The organism is Hymenobacter miniatus (assembly GCF_016427455.1).
Lineage (GTDB): Bacteria > Bacteroidota > Bacteroidia > Cytophagales > Hymenobacteraceae > Hymenobacter > Hymenobacter armeniacus.
In genome coordinates, this window is record NZ_JAELXR010000006.1 from 256,150 (window position 1) to 274,020 (window position 17,871).

At 62.2% G+C, this 17,871-nt stretch carries 17 protein-coding genes; 11 read left to right on the top strand and 6 right to left on the bottom strand.

Features of this window, described 5'->3' with window-relative positions:
* The first annotated feature begins 21 nt into the window (after nt 1-21).
* Nucleotides 22-876: a DUF4249 domain-containing protein gene (locus JAO73_RS11855; RefSeq protein WP_198977242.1), complete on the top strand. Its 855-nt coding sequence runs from the start codon at nt 22-24 to the stop codon at nt 874-876.
* A gap of 83 nt (nt 877-959) precedes the next feature.
* Nucleotides 960-1,406, top strand: coding sequence for a hypothetical protein (locus JAO73_RS11860; protein ID WP_198977243.1), 447 nt, complete (start codon nt 960-962; stop codon nt 1,404-1,406).
* 81 nt (nt 1,407-1,487) lie between these two features.
* On the opposite strand, the gene JAO73_RS11865 is transcribed toward JAO73_RS11860, so the two are convergent.
* From JAO73_RS11865 to JAO73_RS11875, 3 genes are all read right to left on the bottom strand, one after another.
* Nucleotides 1,488-2,309 (bottom strand): purine-nucleoside phosphorylase, encoded by an 822-nt coding sequence (locus JAO73_RS11865; RefSeq protein ID WP_198977244.1) that lies wholly within the window; start codon nt 2,307-2,309, stop codon nt 1,488-1,490.
* Between the two features lie 54 nt (nt 2,310-2,363).
* The gene (gene sppA / locus JAO73_RS11870; protein ID WP_198977245.1) at nt 2,364-4,139 is read right to left on the bottom strand and encodes a signal peptide peptidase SppA; all 1,776 of its coding nucleotides are present in this window, start codon (nt 4,137-4,139) and stop codon (nt 2,364-2,366) included.
* Between the two features lie 208 nt (nt 4,140-4,347).
* Complete coding sequence (locus JAO73_RS11875; RefSeq protein ID WP_198977246.1) at nt 4,348-5,676, bottom strand: replication-associated recombination protein A; 1,329 nt, start codon at nt 5,674-5,676, stop codon at nt 4,348-4,350.
* 279 nt (nt 5,677-5,955) lie between these two features.
* Here JAO73_RS11875 and JAO73_RS11880 point away from each other — a divergent pair, with 279 nt between their 5' ends.
* From JAO73_RS11880 to JAO73_RS11890, 3 genes are all read left to right on the top strand, one after another.
* On the top strand, nt 5,956-6,249 hold the full coding sequence (locus JAO73_RS11880; RefSeq protein WP_198977247.1) for a hypothetical protein: 294 nt from the start codon (nt 5,956-5,958) through the stop codon (nt 6,247-6,249).
* A gap of 176 nt (nt 6,250-6,425) precedes the next feature.
* Nucleotides 6,426-6,905 (top strand): hypothetical protein, encoded by a 480-nt coding sequence (locus JAO73_RS11885; RefSeq protein ID WP_198977248.1) that lies wholly within the window; start codon nt 6,426-6,428, stop codon nt 6,903-6,905.
* An 81-nt stretch (nt 6,906-6,986) separates the two neighbouring features.
* Nucleotides 6,987-7,922, top strand: a complete 936-nt coding sequence (locus tag JAO73_RS11890) for a DMT family transporter (RefSeq protein ID WP_198977249.1) — start codon at nt 6,987-6,989, stop codon at nt 7,920-7,922.
* Here the strand turns inward: JAO73_RS11890 and JAO73_RS11895 are convergent.
* Together JAO73_RS11895 and lpdA are read right to left on the bottom strand one after the other, a co-directional pair.
* Complete coding sequence (locus JAO73_RS11895; protein WP_198977250.1) at nt 7,919-8,905, bottom strand: virulence RhuM family protein/type II toxin-antitoxin system death-on-curing family toxin; 987 nt, start codon at nt 8,903-8,905, stop codon at nt 7,919-7,921. The genes JAO73_RS11890 and JAO73_RS11895 overlap by 4 nt on opposite strands.
* An 87-nt stretch (nt 8,906-8,992) precedes the next feature.
* A complete protein-coding gene (gene lpdA / locus JAO73_RS11900; RefSeq protein WP_198977251.1) occupies nt 8,993-10,387 on the bottom strand; it encodes a dihydrolipoyl dehydrogenase in 1,395 nt (464 codons plus the stop codon).
* A gap of 222 nt (nt 10,388-10,609) precedes the next feature.
* On the opposite strand from lpdA, the gene JAO73_RS11905 reads away from it, so the two are divergent.
* Nucleotides 10,610-11,566: a tetratricopeptide repeat protein gene (locus tag JAO73_RS11905; protein WP_198977252.1), complete on the top strand. Its 957-nt coding sequence runs from the start codon at nt 10,610-10,612 to the stop codon at nt 11,564-11,566.
* 100 nt (nt 11,567-11,666) lie between these two features.
* Here the strand turns inward: JAO73_RS11905 and JAO73_RS11910 are convergent, their stop codons facing one another.
* Nucleotides 11,667-12,908 carry an NAD(P)/FAD-dependent oxidoreductase gene (locus tag JAO73_RS11910; RefSeq protein WP_198977253.1) on the bottom strand — a complete coding sequence of 414 codons (1,242 nt, stop codon included), beginning with the start codon at nt 12,906-12,908 and terminating at the stop codon, nt 11,667-11,669.
* Nucleotides 12,909-13,008: 100 nt separating this feature from the next.
* On the opposite strand from JAO73_RS11910, the gene fabG reads away from it, so the two are divergent.
* The 5 genes from fabG (at nt 13,009) to JAO73_RS11935 (ending at nt 17,861) form a co-directional block, all read left to right on the top strand.
* Nucleotides 13,009-13,758: a 3-oxoacyl-[acyl-carrier-protein] reductase gene (gene fabG, locus JAO73_RS11915; protein ID WP_190924168.1), complete on the top strand. Its 750-nt coding sequence runs from the start codon at nt 13,009-13,011 to the stop codon at nt 13,756-13,758.
* A gap of 7 nt (nt 13,759-13,765) precedes the next feature.
* Nucleotides 13,766-14,554, top strand: a complete 789-nt coding sequence (locus JAO73_RS11920; protein WP_198977254.1) for a DUF4262 domain-containing protein — start codon at nt 13,766-13,768, stop codon at nt 14,552-14,554.
* Between the two features lie 65 nt (nt 14,555-14,619).
* Nucleotides 14,620-15,252 (top strand): YiiX family permuted papain-like enzyme, encoded by a 633-nt coding sequence (locus JAO73_RS11925; RefSeq protein WP_233169161.1) that lies wholly within the window; start codon nt 14,620-14,622, stop codon nt 15,250-15,252.
* A 67-nt stretch (nt 15,253-15,319) separates the two neighbouring features.
* Complete coding sequence (locus tag JAO73_RS11930; RefSeq protein WP_233169162.1) at nt 15,320-17,401, top strand: VWA domain-containing protein; 2,082 nt, start codon at nt 15,320-15,322, stop codon at nt 17,399-17,401.
* Between the two features lie 55 nt (nt 17,402-17,456).
* The gene (locus JAO73_RS11935) at nt 17,457-17,861 is read left to right on the top strand and encodes a hypothetical protein (RefSeq protein WP_198977256.1); all 405 of its coding nucleotides are present in this window, start codon (nt 17,457-17,459) and stop codon (nt 17,859-17,861) included.
* The last annotated feature ends 10 nt before the right edge of the window (nt 17,862-17,871 follow it).

Here is a 17,871-nt window from a genome sequence, read left to right on the forward strand (position 1 = left end):
CGTGACGTTCTTTTTCCAGCCATGAAATTCATTTCCAACCTCACTGTTCTGGCGCTGCCCTTGCTGGCCCTGGCCGGCTGCGGCAAGCTCCAAAACGACATCGACGTGCCGCTGCCCACCTATGCCTCGGAGCTGGTGGTGGAGTGTTACCTCGAGCCCGGCAAGGTGCCCAGCCTGGCCGTCACCACGTCGGTGCCCTACCTGAGCTCGGTCATTCCGCAGGTGCCCACCGACGTGACCGTGACCCTGACCATGCCCAACGGCACGCTGGTGCCGCTGGCCTTCTCGCCCAACTACAAAGCCCTGACCGACACCACGGGCGAGAAATTTCATTCCCACATCGGGCGCGACCCACTGGTGGCCCGGCCCGGCGACGTGTTCAAGCTCGACGTGCGCGACACCAAGGGTCGCCACGCCACCAGCACCACCACCTACCTGGCCCCCGTCCCCATCGACTCGGTGGAGTACAAGTTCAACGACAAGTCGGGCTCGGAACGCAAGGCCTATTTCCTGACCAACTTCCGCGACCCGGCCGCGCCCGGCGACTACTACCGCCTGCAGCTGCACAAGGGCGACCCCATTCCCAAAAACCTCCGCAAAAGCCCGGAAACGGACATGTCGCTCGAAGACCGGCTGCTCAACGGCCAGAACTTCACGGTGGGCACCAGCTACCGCTTCAACGCCAACGACACCGTGACGGCCACGCTCTACCATACGGAGTATGCCATGTTTCGCTTCCGCCAGTCGGTGCGCGACGCCCGCAATGCCAACGGCAATCCCTTCGCCCAGCCGTCGGCCATTTATGGCAACGTGCAGGGCGGCGTGGGCATTTTTGCCGTGCTGAGCGCCACGCGTATGACCAAAGTGGTACGCTAACTTTAATTCTTTCCACGAAGTACAATTTTTTCACCAAAAACACCTAACTTTGGGCATTATTTCATCCTTACCACGCTGGTGCTGTGTTTACCCTACGTTCGGCGCTGTTTTTTCCCTTGCTTGCCTGCGGTAGCCTTCTGCTAGGCAGCTGCGGTGACAAAAAAGACAGCCTGCCCAAGCCCGAAAATCCCGCCGACCGGGTGCTTACTCCCGAGCAGATGCTCACCGGCCACACCTGGCTCCTGAGCCGGACGGTTTTTAACAACAGCCGTTCCGTTGCCAGCCCCCAGGGGCCCAATACCCAATACACGATAAAATTTGCCGCCGGGGGGACTTATACCCAGGTATGGATAGGTAACAACTCCACTACTACCGGCACCTGGACCCTGGACAGCAACAATAACCTGGACCTCTCCGAATTCAGGGGCGGCGGCTACAAAATCGATTCTCTGACCACTAATAAGCTGCGCTACAGCTTCACCAACCGGGCCAGCGTGCCCGAAGCTAGGGTGTTCTCGGCGCTACCCTAGGGTCATTGCCCTCTCAAATAAAAACGGCCTTTGCACTCATGCAAAGGCCGTTTTTGTTTGCATTTGAGCTAGTATCTTGCTCTACAGCCCCTCCACCACAGCCTTTATCAAGGCCGTGAGGCGAGGCTCGGCAGCCCCGGCGGCGGCGAAAATGTCGGCCAGAACCACGGGCTTGAGGTGGCCCGGCGCGCACAAATCGGTGATAACCGACACGGCCAGCACCGGCAAGCCCAGGTGGCGCGCGGCAATGACTTCGGGCACCGTGCTCATGCCCACGGCATCGGCCCCGATGGTGCGCAGGTAGCGGTACTCGGCGGGGGTTTCGAGCATGGGGCCGGGCACGCTGACGTACACCCCGCGGCGGGTGGTGCCGGCCTGGCCCAGCGCCTGGGCGGCGGCTTCGGCGCGGGCCAGCAGGTCGGCGTCGTAGGGCGCAAACATGTCGGGGAAGCGCGGGCCCAGTTCGTCAGGGTTGGGGCCGATGAGCGGGTTGCCGGGCTGCAGGTTGATGTGGTCGTCAATCAGCATCAGGTCGGCGATGTTAAAATCGGGGTTGAGGCCGCCGGCGGCATTGCTCACCAGCAGCTGGCCAATGCCCAGCAGCTTAAGCACCCGCACCGGCATGGCCACCTGCTGCATGCTGTAGCCCTCGTAATAGTGGAAACGGCCTTGCAGCACGGCCACCTTTTTGCCGGCCATGCGGCCCAGCAGCAGGCGCCCGGCGTGGCTTTCGACGGTGGAAAGCGGGAAGTTGGGAATGTCGGCGTAGTTGATTTCGTGCTCCACCTCCACCTCGCGGGCCAAGGCGCCCAGGCCCGTACCGAGAATGATGCCCGTTTCGGGCTGAAAGGAGTTGGAGTGCGCCTGGATGTACGCGGCGGCCGCGCGAAGTTCCTGCATCATAAAGTGGAAGAATTAACAAAAACTGCCATCCTCATCTGGCGTTTGCTAATCGGGTTACTGAATGTCGAGCGTATACGGCAGGCGGGCCTGCACGCCGCGCATCTGCATGAGTTGCTGGTATTGGGCGTAGGCCGGATAGAGCGGCCCAAGCTCGGCTTTCAGCGCTTTGGTTTTGGCCTCGTCGTTGTCGTCGCCCATCCCAAAGGTGCTGAGCAGGCTTTCAATCTCCGAACGCTGCCGCGGCAGGCGCTGCACGCGGTAGTCGTCGGCCTTGAGGTGGGCGCGGGCCGCGGCAATCTTCAACGCGTCCTGGTAGTCGCCCAGCACGTCCACGAGGCCGTTGCTCTTGGCTTCGAGGCCGCTCCAGACGCGGCCGGAGGCCAGGCGGCGCAGGCGCTCCACGGGCATGTGGCGGCCCTGCGCGGCCTTGCTGGTGAAGTCGGCGTAGATGCGGTTCACTTCTTCCTGCAGGGTGCGCTTCTCAAACTCCGAGAGCGGCCGGGTGATGGTGGGCAGGTCGGAAAACTTGCCGGTGGTCACGCGGTCAACCGTGATACCGAGCTTGTCGGCCAGCAGCGGCTGAATGTTGGGCAACACCCCAAACACGCCAATGGAGCCCGTGATGGTGTTCGGATGGGCCACAATGGTGTCGCAGGCCATGGCAATGTAGTAGCCGCCCGACGCCGCCACGTCGCTCATGCTGGCAATAATCGGCTTCACTTTCTTGGTGAGCACCACCTCGCGGTAGATGATGTCGGACGCCAGCGACGAGCCGCCGGGCGAATTGATGCGCAACACCACGGCCTTCACCTTGTCGTCGAGGCGGGCCTTGCGGATGGCCTCGGCAAACTTGGTGCTGCCGATGTTGTCGTCGGAACCCTTGCCGGTCACGATGTCGCCCTCGGCATAAATCACGGCAATGCGGTTGCCGCTGGTTTTGCCCTCGTTTTCGTCGGCTTCGTCGTTTTTGGTGTACTCGCTCAAGGTCACCAGGTTGGGTTTCTTGTCTTTGGCCAGGTCGAGCTTGCCGCGCATGTAGTCCTGCACCTCATCGAAGTAGCCGAGCTTGCTCACCAGCTTCAGGCGCAGGGCGTCGGGGGCGTTGTGCACCAGCATCGAGTCGGAGATGACTTTGAGGCGGGCGGGGTCGATGCCGCGGGCCTTGGCCACCTGGCCCACCATGTAGCCGTTGATGGAATTCAGGAACGACACGGTCTGGTAGCGGGCCGAATCGGAGAAGCTCTCGCGAAAAAAGGGCTCCACGGCGCTTTTGAACGAGCCCACCCGGAAGATGTAGGGCTGAATGCCGGCCTTGTCGAAGAGCCGCTTGTAGAACATCACCTCCGAGCTCAGGCCATTGAATTCGAGCGTGCCCTGGGGGTTGAGGTAAATTTCGTTGGCCACCGACGACAGGTAGAAGCTCTTTTCGGAGGCGATTTCGTGGTAAGCCACCACGAATTTGCCGCTCTTCTTGAAGTCAATCAAGGCGTCGCGCACTTCCTCCAACGACGCCATGCCGCCCTGCACAATGCCCAGGTTGAGCAGAATGCCCTTGATGTCGCCGTCGGTTTTGGCGCGGCGAATGGCTTCTTTCAGGTTCACGAGGCCCGTGGCCGAGTTGTTGCCGCCAAAATTGAACTTGCTGTCGCGCCCGCGTTCGGCGAGGGGCTCGTTCAACTTGAGCTCCAGCACCGAGTTGGCGGCCACCTTTTTGTGCTCGCCGGCGCTGGCCGCCGCTCCGATGATGCCCGCTAGCACCAAAAACCCAATGAAACTGAATGCGACCAGCCCGACGAGGGTGGCCAGCACGTATTTAAAAAACTGACGCATGAGACCGCAGATTTAACGGATGGTGACGGAATGAACTGAATGCCTGAGCGGCAGGCGTAAGCCGTTGGCCACTCCTGCGCTTCCCAATGAGCTGGCAAGTTACAAGCCGTTGTATCGTTTGACTTTGCCGGGCATTACAGAAAAGCTAAATCTTCGCCGAACGGCAGCGAGGCCTTCGCCACCCGTCAAAACCAGCCCATTTCGCTGCCTAATAGCCGTACTTCTCGCCCCACCAGCCGCGCAGGCGCTCCTGAATTTTCTGCTCGCTGGCGTTGTGGCCGGGCTCGTAGAACCGGGTGCCGCTGAGGGCGTCGGGCAGAAACTCCTGCTCCTCGAAATTGCCTTCGCCGTTGTGCGAGTAGGCGTACTCCTTGCCGTAGCCGAGCTGTTTCATCAGGCGCGTGGGGGCGTTGCGCAGCGGCACCGGCACGGGGTACACGCCGTGGGCCTTCACCTCGGCCTGCGCCGCCCTGATGGCCAGGTACGAGGCGTTGCTCTTGGGCGAGGTGGCCAGGTACACCACCGTTTGGGCCAGAATGAGGTCGGACTCGGGCAGGCCGATGACGGTGCAGGCCTGGAAGCAGCTCGTGGCCAGCATCAGGGCGTTGGGGTTGGCGTTGCCGATGTCCTCGGAAGCCAGAATGACCATGCGCCGGGCAATGAACTTCACGTCTTCGCCGCCTTCCAGCATCACGGCCAGGTAGTAGAGCGCGGCGTTGGGGTCGGAGCCGCGCATGCTTTTGATGAAGGCCGAAATGACGTCGTAGTGCATTTCGCCGCCCTTGTCGTAACGCGCCAGCGGGCGCTGGGCCACCTGCTGCACCACGGCATCGGTCACCTGCACGACGCCCTTTTTGTCGGGCGGCGTGCTCTGCACCACAATTTCGAGCAGGTTGAGCAGCTTGCGGGCGTCGCCGCCGCTCAGGGCCAGCAGGGCGTGGTCTTCGGCCAGCTTTACCTTTTTTTGCTGCAGGGCCGTGTCTTCGGTCAGGGCCTTCTTCACCAGGTCGCGCAGGGTTTCCGCGCTCAGCGGCTCCAGCACGTACACCTGGCAGCGCGAGAGCAAGGCCGGAATGACTTCAAACGACGGATTCTCGGTGGTGGCGCCAATGAGCGTGACCGTGCCGTGCTCCACGGCACCCAGCAAGGCATCCTGCTGGGCTTTGCTGAAGCGGTGAATTTCGTCGATAAACAACACCGTGCCCCGCTGCCGCTTGGCTTTCTCGATGACGTCGCGCACGTCTTTCACGCCCGCATTGATGGCGCTCAGGGCCGAAAAAGGTTGCTTCAGCTCGCTCGCCAGCAAGTGGGCCAGGGTGGTTTTGCCCACCCCGGGTGGTCCCCACAGGATGAGGCTGGGCAGCCGGCCGGAATTCAAATAGCGGCGCAGCACCCCGGTTTCGCCCACCAGGTGCTGCTGGCCGGCGTAGTCGGCCAGGCGGCGCGGGCGCTGGCGCTCGGCCAGGGGCGCGTCGGGCCCGGGCGCGGGCGGCGGGGTGAAGGCGGTGGGTTCGTCGTCGGGAAAGAGGGAGGCCATGGCAGGGTTTTGGGCAAAGGTCGGGCAAGGGCAGGTTTCAACGGCCAGAAAAGTGGCCGGTTGCCACTGCGGGTTCCATACGTGCCCGGGGCCTGAAACGCCTTCCTCGGGGCAGCTGCTTCGGACCTGGCCAGCGGCAGCAGCAGGCGGTTGCCTTTGGCCATGGTTTCTTTCTGGCAGCGTTTTGGGGCAGCTTCCCGCATCGACTGGCTAATACTGGCGCTGCTGGGGGCAGTGGCGGTGCTGTTTGGCTAGAAGGCGGGAACGCCGGTCCTGCACGTGTGGGACGAAGCCCGCCTGGCCGTGAACGCGACTGAAATCCTGCAGAGCGGCGATTGGCTCATCACGCGCTACGACGGGCAGCCCGACCTGTGGAACACCAAGCCGCCGCTGTTCATCTGGCTACAGGCCGGCTTCAACGGCACCCACGTGGCCCGGTTTGGCGATTATGACGCGGTGCTCACCCTGGCGCTCACGGCAACGGCCCTGCAGTGGTACCGGTACGCGCACGACCGGCAAACGAAGCAACTGTGGCGGGGCGCCGCGTGGTTGGGGCTGGCGCTGCTCACCTAGTCGGCGGCCGCGGTGCTGCTGCCCGTGGGCGGCTGGCTGGCCAGCGCAGGCGCCGCAGCGGCGCTGCCCAAGCGGCATTTTGCCCGGTTCGCCGGCTTGCCGGGGCTAACCTTTTTCTGGTCATTATTTCGGCCGCCCGCACTAGGCTAGGGTGGTACAGTGCCCCGGTCTACCCCATGGCCGCCCGGCTCTGCGCGCTGGGCCTGGAGCACCTCGGGCAGCTGGTACGGGCGCGCTGGCGCTGGCTCCGGCCGGTGGTGGCCGACATCCTCGCCGTGGCCGCGGCGGTGCCGGCGGGACTGCTGCTCTACCACGAGCATGGGCGCTGGGAAGTTGAAAAAACCGACCCCATGCTGCACTACGGCTACCTATTGCCGCCGCTATTGCACCTGCCTCTTCCGCGAGCCGTCACCCTTGTGGAAGCCGAACGCAACCAGGCAGTGCTGCTGTTTTACAAGGCCGCGCTGCGCGAAGTGGGCATGGACCTGGCGGTGGTGGGGCCTGCCCCGGCCCACTTGCAGCACCTGCGCCCGGGGCAGCGGCTGCTGGTTGGCGCCGATTCGACCCGGCGCTATGTGCTTCACCAGTACCGGGCGCAGTCCGAACCCACCGTGGCCGGGGGCACGCTGCTAAAAATTCTGGGCAGCCGAGAATAAAACGCCCCGGCCCGGCAAGGCATTCGGGCGTCGCAGCGCGACCTTTGTGGCCCGCGTCACGGCGCGCTTTGCTCTTTTCCTATGCGCAACCAACTCCGCGTGCACGCGGCCCTTCTCGTCGTCACCATCATCTACGCGGCCAATTATAGCCTGTCGAAGGACGTGATGCCGCACTACCTTCACCCGTTTGGCATTGTCACGCTGCGCATCCTGGGGGCCATCATTTTCTTCGCCGGCATCAAGTTTTTGGTGGCCCGCCACGACAAAATCATCGGCCGGGCCGACAACCTTCGCTCTCTTGCCTGCGGCGTGCTGGGCATCGGCCTCAACCAGCTCCTGTTTTTTTCGGGCCTGAACCTGACGGCCCCCATCAGCGCCTCGCTGCTGCAAACGGTGGCGCCCATTGTGGTGGTCATCGCCTCGGCCGTGCTGCTGAGCGAGCGCATCACGCTGCCCCGGGCGCTGGGCATCGGGGTGGGCGCCGTGGGCGCGGCCTCGCTCATTCTGGGCCGCAACGCCCAAACGGCGGCCGTGTACCCGCAGGGCACGTTGGGCAACATTTTCATTCTGCTCAACGCCACAGTATTTGGCATTTACCTGGTCATCGTCACGCCGCTCATGCGCAAGTACCACCCGTTCACGGTGCTGAGCCGGGTGTTTCTGGTGGGCGGCTGCATCGCCATTCCCTTCGGCTGGCGCGAGGCCGTGCACGCCGACTACGCCCGCTTCCCGCTCTACATCTGGGCCGAGGTCGGGTTCATGATTTTCTTCCTCACCATCTTCGCCTACCTGCTGAATAACTGGGCCCTGAAGTACGCCTCCCCCGCCCTGTTGGGCGTGTACATCTACCTGCAGCCGGTGCTGGCCGTGCTCATCGCCGTGAGCCTCGGCAAAGACCACCTCACCTGGGGCAAGGCCGGGCAGGCTGCGCTTATTTTCCTGGGCGTGTGGCTGGTGAGCCAGAAACCCAAGGCGGTGAAGGAGCCGGCTGCGGCGGTGGAAGCAGTGCAAGATTAGTTGTCCTGATTAATCAAATTAACTACAAGTGTCACCATCGTGGCTTTGTCTTCCGGTTTGCTTTCAGCAATCAGCAACGTGAGAGCAACCAGGGCATTATCGGCCAGCCGACGCGAGCCGTCCGGGTGGTACAGGCACTTGTTCCGGTCCAGAAACCACACGAACAAGAATGCCGCAATGCGTTTGTTGCCATCCGAGAACGAGTGGTTTTTCACCACGAAGTACAGCAGGTTGGCCGCTTTTTCTTCCACACTCGGATACAAATCCTCGCCCCCAAAACTCTGGTAGATTGACCGTACCGAGCTTTGGAACGAAGCATCTTTTTCCCTCCCAAATAAGGTACTGCCGCCAAATTGTGTGCGCAGGCTCTCCACGGCATCCAGCCCGGCCTCATACGTCAATTCAAAGGCCTCCTCCGTGGCCGTGCCGCGCACCCGCAGGCGCTGGTGGTCGTACTGGTCGAGCACGTCTAGGGCGCGGGCGTAGTCACCCAGCACCCGCAGCAGCGCATCCGATTGGTCGGAGGTCAGTTCCTGATTCGCGGCCACTTCGCCCTGCAGTTGCACCAGCCGCTTGAGGTCGGCCAATTGCCGGGTACTCTCGCGCAGGCGCTTCTCATTCAGCGCGTAGCCTTGCACGAGGTATTGACGCAGAATGTTAGTGGCCCACTGCCGGAAATGGGTGCCACGCAACGACTTCACCCGGTAACCGAGCGAGATAATGACGTCGAGATTGTAATGTTTGACGTGGTAGTTCTTCCCATCGGCGGCAGTTGTCAAGGAATCCTTGACAACTGAATCTTCGCTCAGCTCACCTTCGCGAAACAGATTCCGAACGTGCAAGCTCACGTTCTGCTTGGTGGTATTAAATAGCTCAACCATCTGCGCCTGCGTCAGCCACACAGTTTCATAGTCAAGCCGCACCTCTAGTTGCGTCTGCCCATCAGGGGCTTGATAGAACAAAATATTATCGATAGAATTCATGGCGGCAATGTAATGAAACGACTTCTGCTAAAACGAAAAAGGCCCAGCTGATTCAGCCGGGCCTTTTTACTGCTTTACAGCTAATTTCTACAGGTGAATCACCTCGCCGTACGCGGCGGCAGCCGCCTCCATGATGGCTTCCGACATGGTGGGGTGCGGGTGCACGGCCTTGATGATTTCGTGGCCGGTGGTTTCGAGCTTGCGGGCTACCACGACCTCGGCAATCATCTCGGTCACGTTCGAGCCAATCATGTGGGCGCCGAGCCACTCGCCGTACTTCTTGTCGAAGATGACTTTCACGAAGCCGTCTTTTACGCCGGCGGCGCTGGCTTTGCCCGAGGCCGAGAAGGGGAACTTGCCCACCAGCACGTCGTAGCCTTTTTCCTTGGCTTCGGCTTCGGTGTAGCCCACGCTGGCGATTTCGGGCGAGGCGTAGGTGCAGCCGGGGATGTTCTGGTAGTTGAGGGGCTCCGGGTGGTGGCCGGCGATTTTCTCCACGCAGATGATGCCTTCGGCCGAGGCCACGTGGGCCAGCGCGGGCCCGGGCACGATGTCGCCGATGGCGTAGATGCCGGGCACGTTGGTCTGGTAGTAGTCGTCCACAATCACGCGGCCGCGCTCCACCTTGATGCCCAGTTCCTCAATACCGATGTTTTCGAGGTTGGTGACCACGCCGGCGGCGCTCAGCACCACGTCGCACTCAATCACCTGCTCGCCCTTGGCGGTTTTGATGGTCACTTTGCAGCCGGCACCGGCGGTGTCCACCTTGGTCACTTCGGCGCTGGTGAGCACGTTCACGCCGATTTTGCGGAACGACTTCTCCATCTGGCGCGATACCTCTTCGTCTTCCACCGGCACGATGCGGGGCAGGTATTCCACCACCGTCACCTCCGAACCCATGGTGCGGTAGAAGTAGGCAAACTCGACGCCAATGGCGCCCGAGCCCACCACCACGAGGCGCTTGGGCAGCTGCTCCATGGCCATGGCCTTGCGGTAGCCGATGATTTTCTGGTTGTCGATGGGCAGGGCCGGCAGTTCGCGGGCGCGGGCGCCGGTGGCCAGGATGATGGATTTGGCTTCGACGGTTTCCTTGCTGCCGTCGGCCTTGGTTACTTCCACTTTGCCGGGGGCCAGCAGCTTGCCGGTGCCCATGATGGTTTCAATCTTGTTCTTCTTGAACAAGAAGTTGATGCCTTTGCTCATGCCGTCGGCCACGCCGCGGCTGCGCGCGATGACGGCCCCGAAATCGTAGCCCACGCCGTCGGCTTTGAGGCCGTAGTCGGCGGCGTGGTTGAGGTATTCAAACACCTGCGCCGACTTGAGCAGGGCTTTGGTGGGAATGCAGCCCCAGTTCAGGCAGATGCCGCCCAGCGACTCGCGCTCGATGACGCCCACTTTCAACCCCAACTGCGACGCCCGAATGGCGGCCACGTACCCACCGGGGCCGCTGCCGACCACGACCAAATCAAATTGCAATGCCATAGAATTCTGCGAAAGAAAAAAGTACATCGGGCCCGGCTGGGGGACCCACCCAATTAGGGCAGCAAAGATAGCCGCCCCTGTGCACCGCGCCGCAATTCGGCGGCTACTGCTTAGCTTGCCCATTAGCTTTTGGCTCGAAGCGTGCTAGCAGCCAATCTTGTTCCGTCTCCGTATAAGCCCCCGGCTGCGCCCGGAAAGCGCGCCTTACACGTTCCGTACTCCATGAAATCACTTCTTCGCACGCCGCTGGCAGCCTTGGGGCTGCTGGCCTTCCTCACCAACTGCGCAACCACCGTCACGGAAAAGGAAAAACCCACCGTGAACAGCCAGCCCATGGCAGCGCCCGTGGCCACGGGCGCCACCCGGCCCGATTCGACCGGGGCCGCCGCCACGGCCACCGACGCTCGCGTGGCCACGCCCGTGCCCATTGCCACGGCCGAACCCGCCGCCACTGCCAACGGCCTTCCCGCCGAAACCGTGGGCGCCCCCGAAACCGCCGCTCCCAACACGCCCAGCGCCACCGCCGCCTCGGCCGAACGGGCCAAAGAGAAAAAAATGACCGCCGCCGACTACCGCGCCATGCTGGAGTCGGCCGACTCGCGCCTCAAAACCAGCCCCAAAGACCCCGCCGCCCTGCTGCAGCGCGCCAAGGCCAAAAGCTACCTCAAGCAGTACAAGGAGGCCATTCCCGATTACACGGCGGCCATCAAGTACCAGCGCAACAACCCCGACGCCTACTACAATCGCGGCGTGAACCGCCTGATGATGAAGCAGTACAAAGCGGCCGCCACCGATTTCTCGGGGGCCCTGAAGTACCGGCCCGACGACAAGGAATCCTTCTTCGGCCGCGGCGTGGCCAAGATGCAGATGTACCAGTACAAGCCCGCCGTGGTCGACTTCACGAAGGCCATTCAACTCGATTCGGCCTACGCCGACGCGTGGGAATACCGCGGCATCAGCTACTCGTCGTTCGACAAGCTTTCCGAAGCCCGCCGCGACCTGGAGCGCGCCGCCAAGCTCAACCCCGATGCCGCCAAGAGCCTGAAGCGCTACGTGGGCAACGACGGCCACGAGCCCATCAAGCCCGCGCCGGTGGCCAAGCCGGGCACCGGCTACCACCCCCGCCCCGGGTATAAGAAGCCGGCCACCCCGCCGGCCACGTCAACGCCAGCGCAATAATTAAACAGGCGCGAAACTCCGATTTCGCGCCTGTTTTGTTTGATTCGGCTGTCAGCCTGAATGCAGCCCGGCTTGGCATTCTTTTTTGTTCGCCTCCGCCCTACTTCCCGCCGAAAAATAGCTTGAAGTAGAAGCTGGGCTTGCGCAGCTGCTCGCGCAGGTCCAGGTCCATGAACATCATGGAGAGGGTGGCGGCCAGCGTGGGGTTGCTCACGGCGCGGTTGGCCACGATGTTGAACAGGCTGGGGAAGTTGAGCAGGCGCTGCATCACGCGGCTCAGGCGCAATTCCTGGCCCAGGCGGTTGTAGACGGCTTTGTCGTAGTGTTTGCCAAACTCGGCGCTGAAATCGTCTTTTTTCACCGCCTCGGCGGCCCATGTGGCGGCGTGGCGCCCGCTCACCATGGCGTGCGAGATGCCCTCGCCCGAAAACGGGTCGATGAGGGAGCCGGCGTCGCCGAGCAGGAAGTAGCCCGGCCCCGACAGCGCCCGCCGCTTCGAGCCCAGCGGCAGGCCGAAGCCGCGCACCGGCCCCAGCCGGGTGGCCCCGGCAAAGCGCGGCGCCAGCGTGGGGTGCGTGGCCAGAATCTCGTCGAGGCGCTGGCGCAGGTTGATTTTTTTGGTGGCCACCGTTTTGGAGAGCATGCCCACGCCCACGTTGGCCTGGCCGTTGGGCAAGGGGAACACCCACAGGTAGCCGGGCAGGAAGTCTTTGATGAAGTGCAGCTCGATGAAATTATCGGGGCTAAGGCCGCTCACGCCGTCGTAGTAGGTGCGCAGGCCGGCACAGTGGTGGTCGGGCTCGAGGGCGTGGCCGGCCACTTTGCGGGCAAACTCCGACTGCGCGCCGTTGGCCACCAGCAGCAGGCGGCAGGTGGCGATTTCCTGGCCGGCTTTGTCGAAGAGCTGCCAGCCGGCGGGGGTGCGCTCGGTGCGGGCCACGTCCACGTTTTCGCGGAAGTCGATTTCGGGCCGCTGCCGCACTTCTTCCACCAGGAAATTATCGAAGTCGAGGCGCTTGGCTACGTGGCCGGCGGTGGCGTCGGCGGCCTTGTTGAAGTTCGGCTTGAAAGGAATGCTGAGCTTGCGGCCATTCGGGGCAATGAAGTCGATGCCCCAGCTGGGAATCTGCATGGGCGAGGCAGCCAGCTTGGCGTGCAGGCCGGGCTCGATGCGTTTCAACTCGTTGATGACCTTGCCGCTGAGGGCGTCGCCGCAAATTTTGTCGCGCGGGAAGGCGGCGCGGTCGAGCAGCAGGCAGGTGTGGCCGGCATTGGCGAGGTGCAGGGCGGCGGTGGCCCCGCCGGGGCCCGCGCCCAGTATGCAGATGTCGTGGTGGGGCATAATCTGCGGCGAAGTTAGCCCGCCGCGGCGCGGACTTTTAGTCCGTGCAGTGAAACCATGCCCTTGCGGGCCGAAAGTCCGCGCTACTTACCTTCGCCCCATGACCAACACACTCACCGGAAAAGTGGCCCTCATCACGGGCGCTTCCAAAGGAATTGGCCGCGCCATCGCGGCGCATTTTGCCCAGCTCGGCGCCGATGTCGCCTTCACGTATTTGTCGTCCGTCGAGAAGGGCCAGGCCCTCGAAAGCGAGCTTTCCACCGCCGGCACCAAGGTAAAAGGCTACCGCTCCGACGCCTCCGACTACGCCCAGGCCGAAAAACTGATTGAAGACGTAGTGGCCGATTTCGGCAAGCTCGACATCCTCGTCAACAACGCCGGCATCACCCAAGACGGCCTGCTCATGCGCATGAGCGAGCAGCAGTGGGACCAGGTGCTCACCGTCAACCTCAAGTCGGTGTTCAACCTCACCAAAGCCGCCACCAAGCCCATGATGCGCGCCAAGGCCGGCTCCATCATCAACATGACCAGCGTGGTGGGCATCAAGGGCAACGCCGGGCAGGCCAACTACGCCGCCAGCAAGGCCGGCATCATCGGTTTCACCAAATCGGTAGCCTTGGAACTGGGCTCGCGCAACATCCGCTGCAACGCCATCGCGCCCGGCTTCATCGAAACCGAAATGACCGACGCGCTGGACCCTAAGCAGGTGGACGAATGGCGCAAAGCCATTCCGCTTAAGCGCGGCGGCCGGCCCGAGGACGTGGCCAAGGCCACGGCGTTTCTGGCGTCGGATGACTCGGCTTATATCACCGGCCAGGTGCTGCAGGTGGATGGCGGCATGCTGACGTAGGAAGCGGATGACCACGCCGGAAGAACACGCAGAACACAATGCGGAAGCGGAGCAGCAAATTGTCAACGACGTAGCGCAGTATGGATTTCACGTAGCCATCGTTCCAGGCGATGGCTACTCTCCTACATTCGCTTACACCATTGGGCTTTTCAAGTCGTATGGCTACCCGGAGCTTATTTGCTTTGGGCTTAGCCACGATTTGATGCATTCCATGTTTTGGACGGCCAAAGAGCTATTTGACCAGCAGCCCAATCCGGACCTTTCCGTGGGTTATCCCGATTTCATCGGTGATTTCGATGTGCGGTTTCTGCAAGTGGACAAGGCACGCTACGCCGACTATCTCGGTTATGGTCATTGGTTTTACCAAAGTTGGGAATTTCCTGTTCTGCAAATTGTGTGGCCAGACAAACAGGCAAACTTCCCTTGGGACGAAGACTTCAACCCCGATTGGAAATCGGGCCAGACTTTGCTTGACCGTGACAGCGACTTTAAGTTTCGGGAGGAACGAAATGTAGCGGTATTCACCACAAAGCAAGTACTAGAAGGCATGCCCATTCTGCGCGTCATTCACGACACAGAGGGCGACTGGCAATTTCTCTGTGACACAAGCTATGAATTAGCTGACTTAAAAGTTGTTGCGCTGGAATCTATTGTCAAGCGCGACCGAACGGTTAATGAGTTGTTCCAACTGAATTGTGGCTGGCAAGCATTCAGGGATGCTGTGGGGGATAAATGGCGTAAGGAAGAGCACGAAGTAGAAGAGGACGGTACTGAAGACGCGGAAGGAACTGAATAATGAGAAACTGGTTTCTGCTCTTTGCATTACTCCTCGCTCCATTTGCCCTATCATCTTCTTGGCGTTTGTATGGCCGGTACGCAAAGCGTAAAACAATAGAGCAGCGCATTGCGCAGTTCAAACATGAAGCCGCAAAGCCAAATTCATTCGGCCATCAACTCCGCGATGGCGACCTGATTTTCCACACCTCGCTCTCGGCCCAGAGCCGGGCCATTCAACTCGCCACGCACTCGCCCTACAGCCACTGCGGCATTCTTTACCAGCAAAACGGCCAGTGGCAGGTATTTGAAGCCGTGCAGCCCGTGAAGCTGACGCCGCTGGCCGATTGGATGGCACGGGGCCAGGGCGGCCACTTCGTGACCAAGCGGCTGCGCAATGCCAAAGCCGTGCTCACACCCGCCGCGCTGGCCCGCCTGAAAGCGGCCGGCCAGCCCATGCTGGGCCATAGCTACGACCTGTATTTCGGCTGGTCTGATGACCGGATTTATTGCTCCGAACTCATCTGGAAAGTGTACGAGCGCGGGTTGGGTCGCCGGCTGGGGCAGCTGCAGCAGCTGCGGGATTTCGACCTGAGCCATCCGGCCGTGCGGGCCAAGCTGCTGGAGCGCTACGGCAAGCGGCTGCCGCTGCAGGAAACCGTAATTTCGCCGGTCAGCATCTTCCGCAGCCCCGAACTGGTTACGGTGCTCAGCCGTTGAAGCAGCGGGCGGCTGCAACCTTGCCGACTGGTGCCGACCTTTAGCGCTGATTCAATCCGACTTTCGTTTGCTGACCACTCAATATTCTGCCTGGTTTATTCCGCTGTGCCTGCTCGTGGGGGCCGGCTACGCGGGCCTTCAATACTCGGCCAAAGCGCCCTGGAGCAAGCAGCTCAACTTCGCGCTGGCCGCCCTGCGCTTCGCGGTGGTGAGCTTCTTGTGCTACCTGCTGCTGGCGCCGTTCATCAAAACCACCACCACGCGCACCGAGCAGCCCACCGTGGTGCTGGCCGTCGACAATTCGCAGTCCGTCGAGCTGTTTACGCCCAAGCCGGTGCTAAACCAGGCCACCGCTGGCCTGGCCCGGCTGGCCGAAACGTTGCGCGGCCGCGGTTTTAGCGTCGAAACCCGCTCGCTTACTTCCACGGCGGCCCGCCCGGCCCGCCTTGACTCGCTGCGCTTTTCGGCCGCCACCACCGACCTCGACCAGCTGCTGGCCGGCACCCGCGACGCCTACGACGGCCGCAACCTGGCCGGCGTGGTGCTGGTGTCCGACGGCCTGGCCAACCAGGGCCGCAGCCCGGCCTATTCGGAGTTTAGCTTCCCGATATACAGCGTGGCCCTGGGCGACACCGTGCCCAAAAAAGACCTGCTCCTCACCGGCCTCACCTACAACCGGGTGGCTTTTAGTGGCAACAAATTTCCCATCGAAGCCGAGCTGGGCTTTGAGGGCTACGCCGGCGGCACGGCCACCGTGGAGCTGCGCGAGGGCCGCCGCGTGCTGGATTCCCGCCGCGTGGCGCTGCCGGCTGGGCGGCACCGGGCCCGCGTGGCGTTCCAGCTCACGGCGCCCGCGCCGGGCAAGCGCCGCTACGAGGTGCGCGTGGTGCCCCAACCGGGCGAGTTTACGGAGCTGAACAACCAGCGCACGGCTTTCATCGAGATTGTGAAGGGCAAGCTGCGCGTGCTGCTGGCCGGCGCCGCCCCCCACCCCGACCTGAAGGCGCTGCGCGCCGCCATTCTGGCCAACGACAACTTCGACCTGACGCTGGCCCTGCCCGGCGTGGCCCCGCTCAAGGCCGATGCCGATTTCGACGTGGCCATTTTGCACCAGCTGCCGGCCCAGGGCGGGCTGGGCAACGAGATTGTGGCCCAGGTGAAGGCCCGGCGCACGCCCGCGCTCTACGTTATCGGCGCGCAGTCGGACCTGGGCAGCTACAACCAGCAGGGCGCCGGCCTCACCATTCAGGCCCGGGGGGCGCAAACGGACGAGGTGACGCCGCTGCCCAACCCCGGCTTTGCCCGCTTCGCCACCGACGAAGAATCGGCCCGACGCTTTGCGCAGTACCCGCCTGCCCCGGTACCGTTTGGCGACTACCGCCTGGGGGCCGGCGCCGAAGCAGCCCTGTGGCAGCAGGTAGGCCGCGTGGCCACCCAAAAGCCGCTGCTGGTATTTGGGGGCCCGCAGGAGCGCCGCCAGGCCACTCTGCTCACCGACGGCAGCTGGCAATGGCGCCTGAGCGAGGCCGTGGAGCACGACGACCGCCCCGAAGCTTACGACCGCCTCATCATCCGCACGCTCCAACTACTTACCCAGAACGCTAACAAGAAGCGCCTCGACGTGTACCCCACGCAGGACGCCTTCGGCACGCAAGACGACGTGACGCTGGGCGCCGAAACCTACAACGCCGTGTTTGAGCGGCTCTACAACCAGAAAGTTGACCTTGTGCTGACCGACGCCAAGCAGCAAACCCGCCGCTTCTCGTTCTCCAACGCCGAGGACGGGTCGCCCCTGCACCTGGGCCCTTTGCCCGAGGGTCTCTACCGCTACCAGGCGCGGGCCACGCTCGGCGGCCAGCTCCAGCAGGACGCCGGTGAGCTCCTGGTACAGGCCCAGCCCCTGGAAGCGCTGGAATCGAAGGCCGACCACAACCTGCTGGCGCAGCTTTCGCGCCGCAGCGGCTCGCGGCTTTATTACCCGGCGCAGCTCGACCAGCTGGCGCAGGACATCCAGAAGGCTAACTACAAGCCCGTGATTACGGCCGAGGAAGACCTCAAGGATTTGATAAATCTGAAGTGGATTTTCTTCGTGCTGCTGGCTTTTCTGACGGTGGAGTGGGCCCTGCGGAAATACTCGGGCAGCGTGTAGGCGGCGCAGCATGAAACTTTATTACTATCTCTTGTACAAGGTCTTTCGTTTTCGCATGGCCACGGAAATAAAGTCCTGGGGAGCCCAAGTAACTTATAGGGCAACTGACACGGCTGGACTGATGCTTATTCCTTATTTGGGTTGGTCAGTATTCGGGTTTGTTGCCATTGGGGCCTTGCTACCCAGAGTAGGAATGCAGACCAACGACAGCCACCACCAGCTATGGTTTTTAGGCATCATAGGCGTGGAATGGGCGTTGACTTATTGGTTTCATTATGCCCTTTTAAAATCTAGTCGCTGGCATTTGTACCGTACTGAGTTTGCCGGATACTCGCCCGGGAAACGGCTCTTGGGAAGTATTTTGGCGTTTTTACTTCTCGTTTTTTTGGCAGCAATTCCCTTCTACTTAATCCACCACCTATCGTCGTTAAATCCATCATCTATTGTTCGCGTAAAGTAGAACTGCTCCC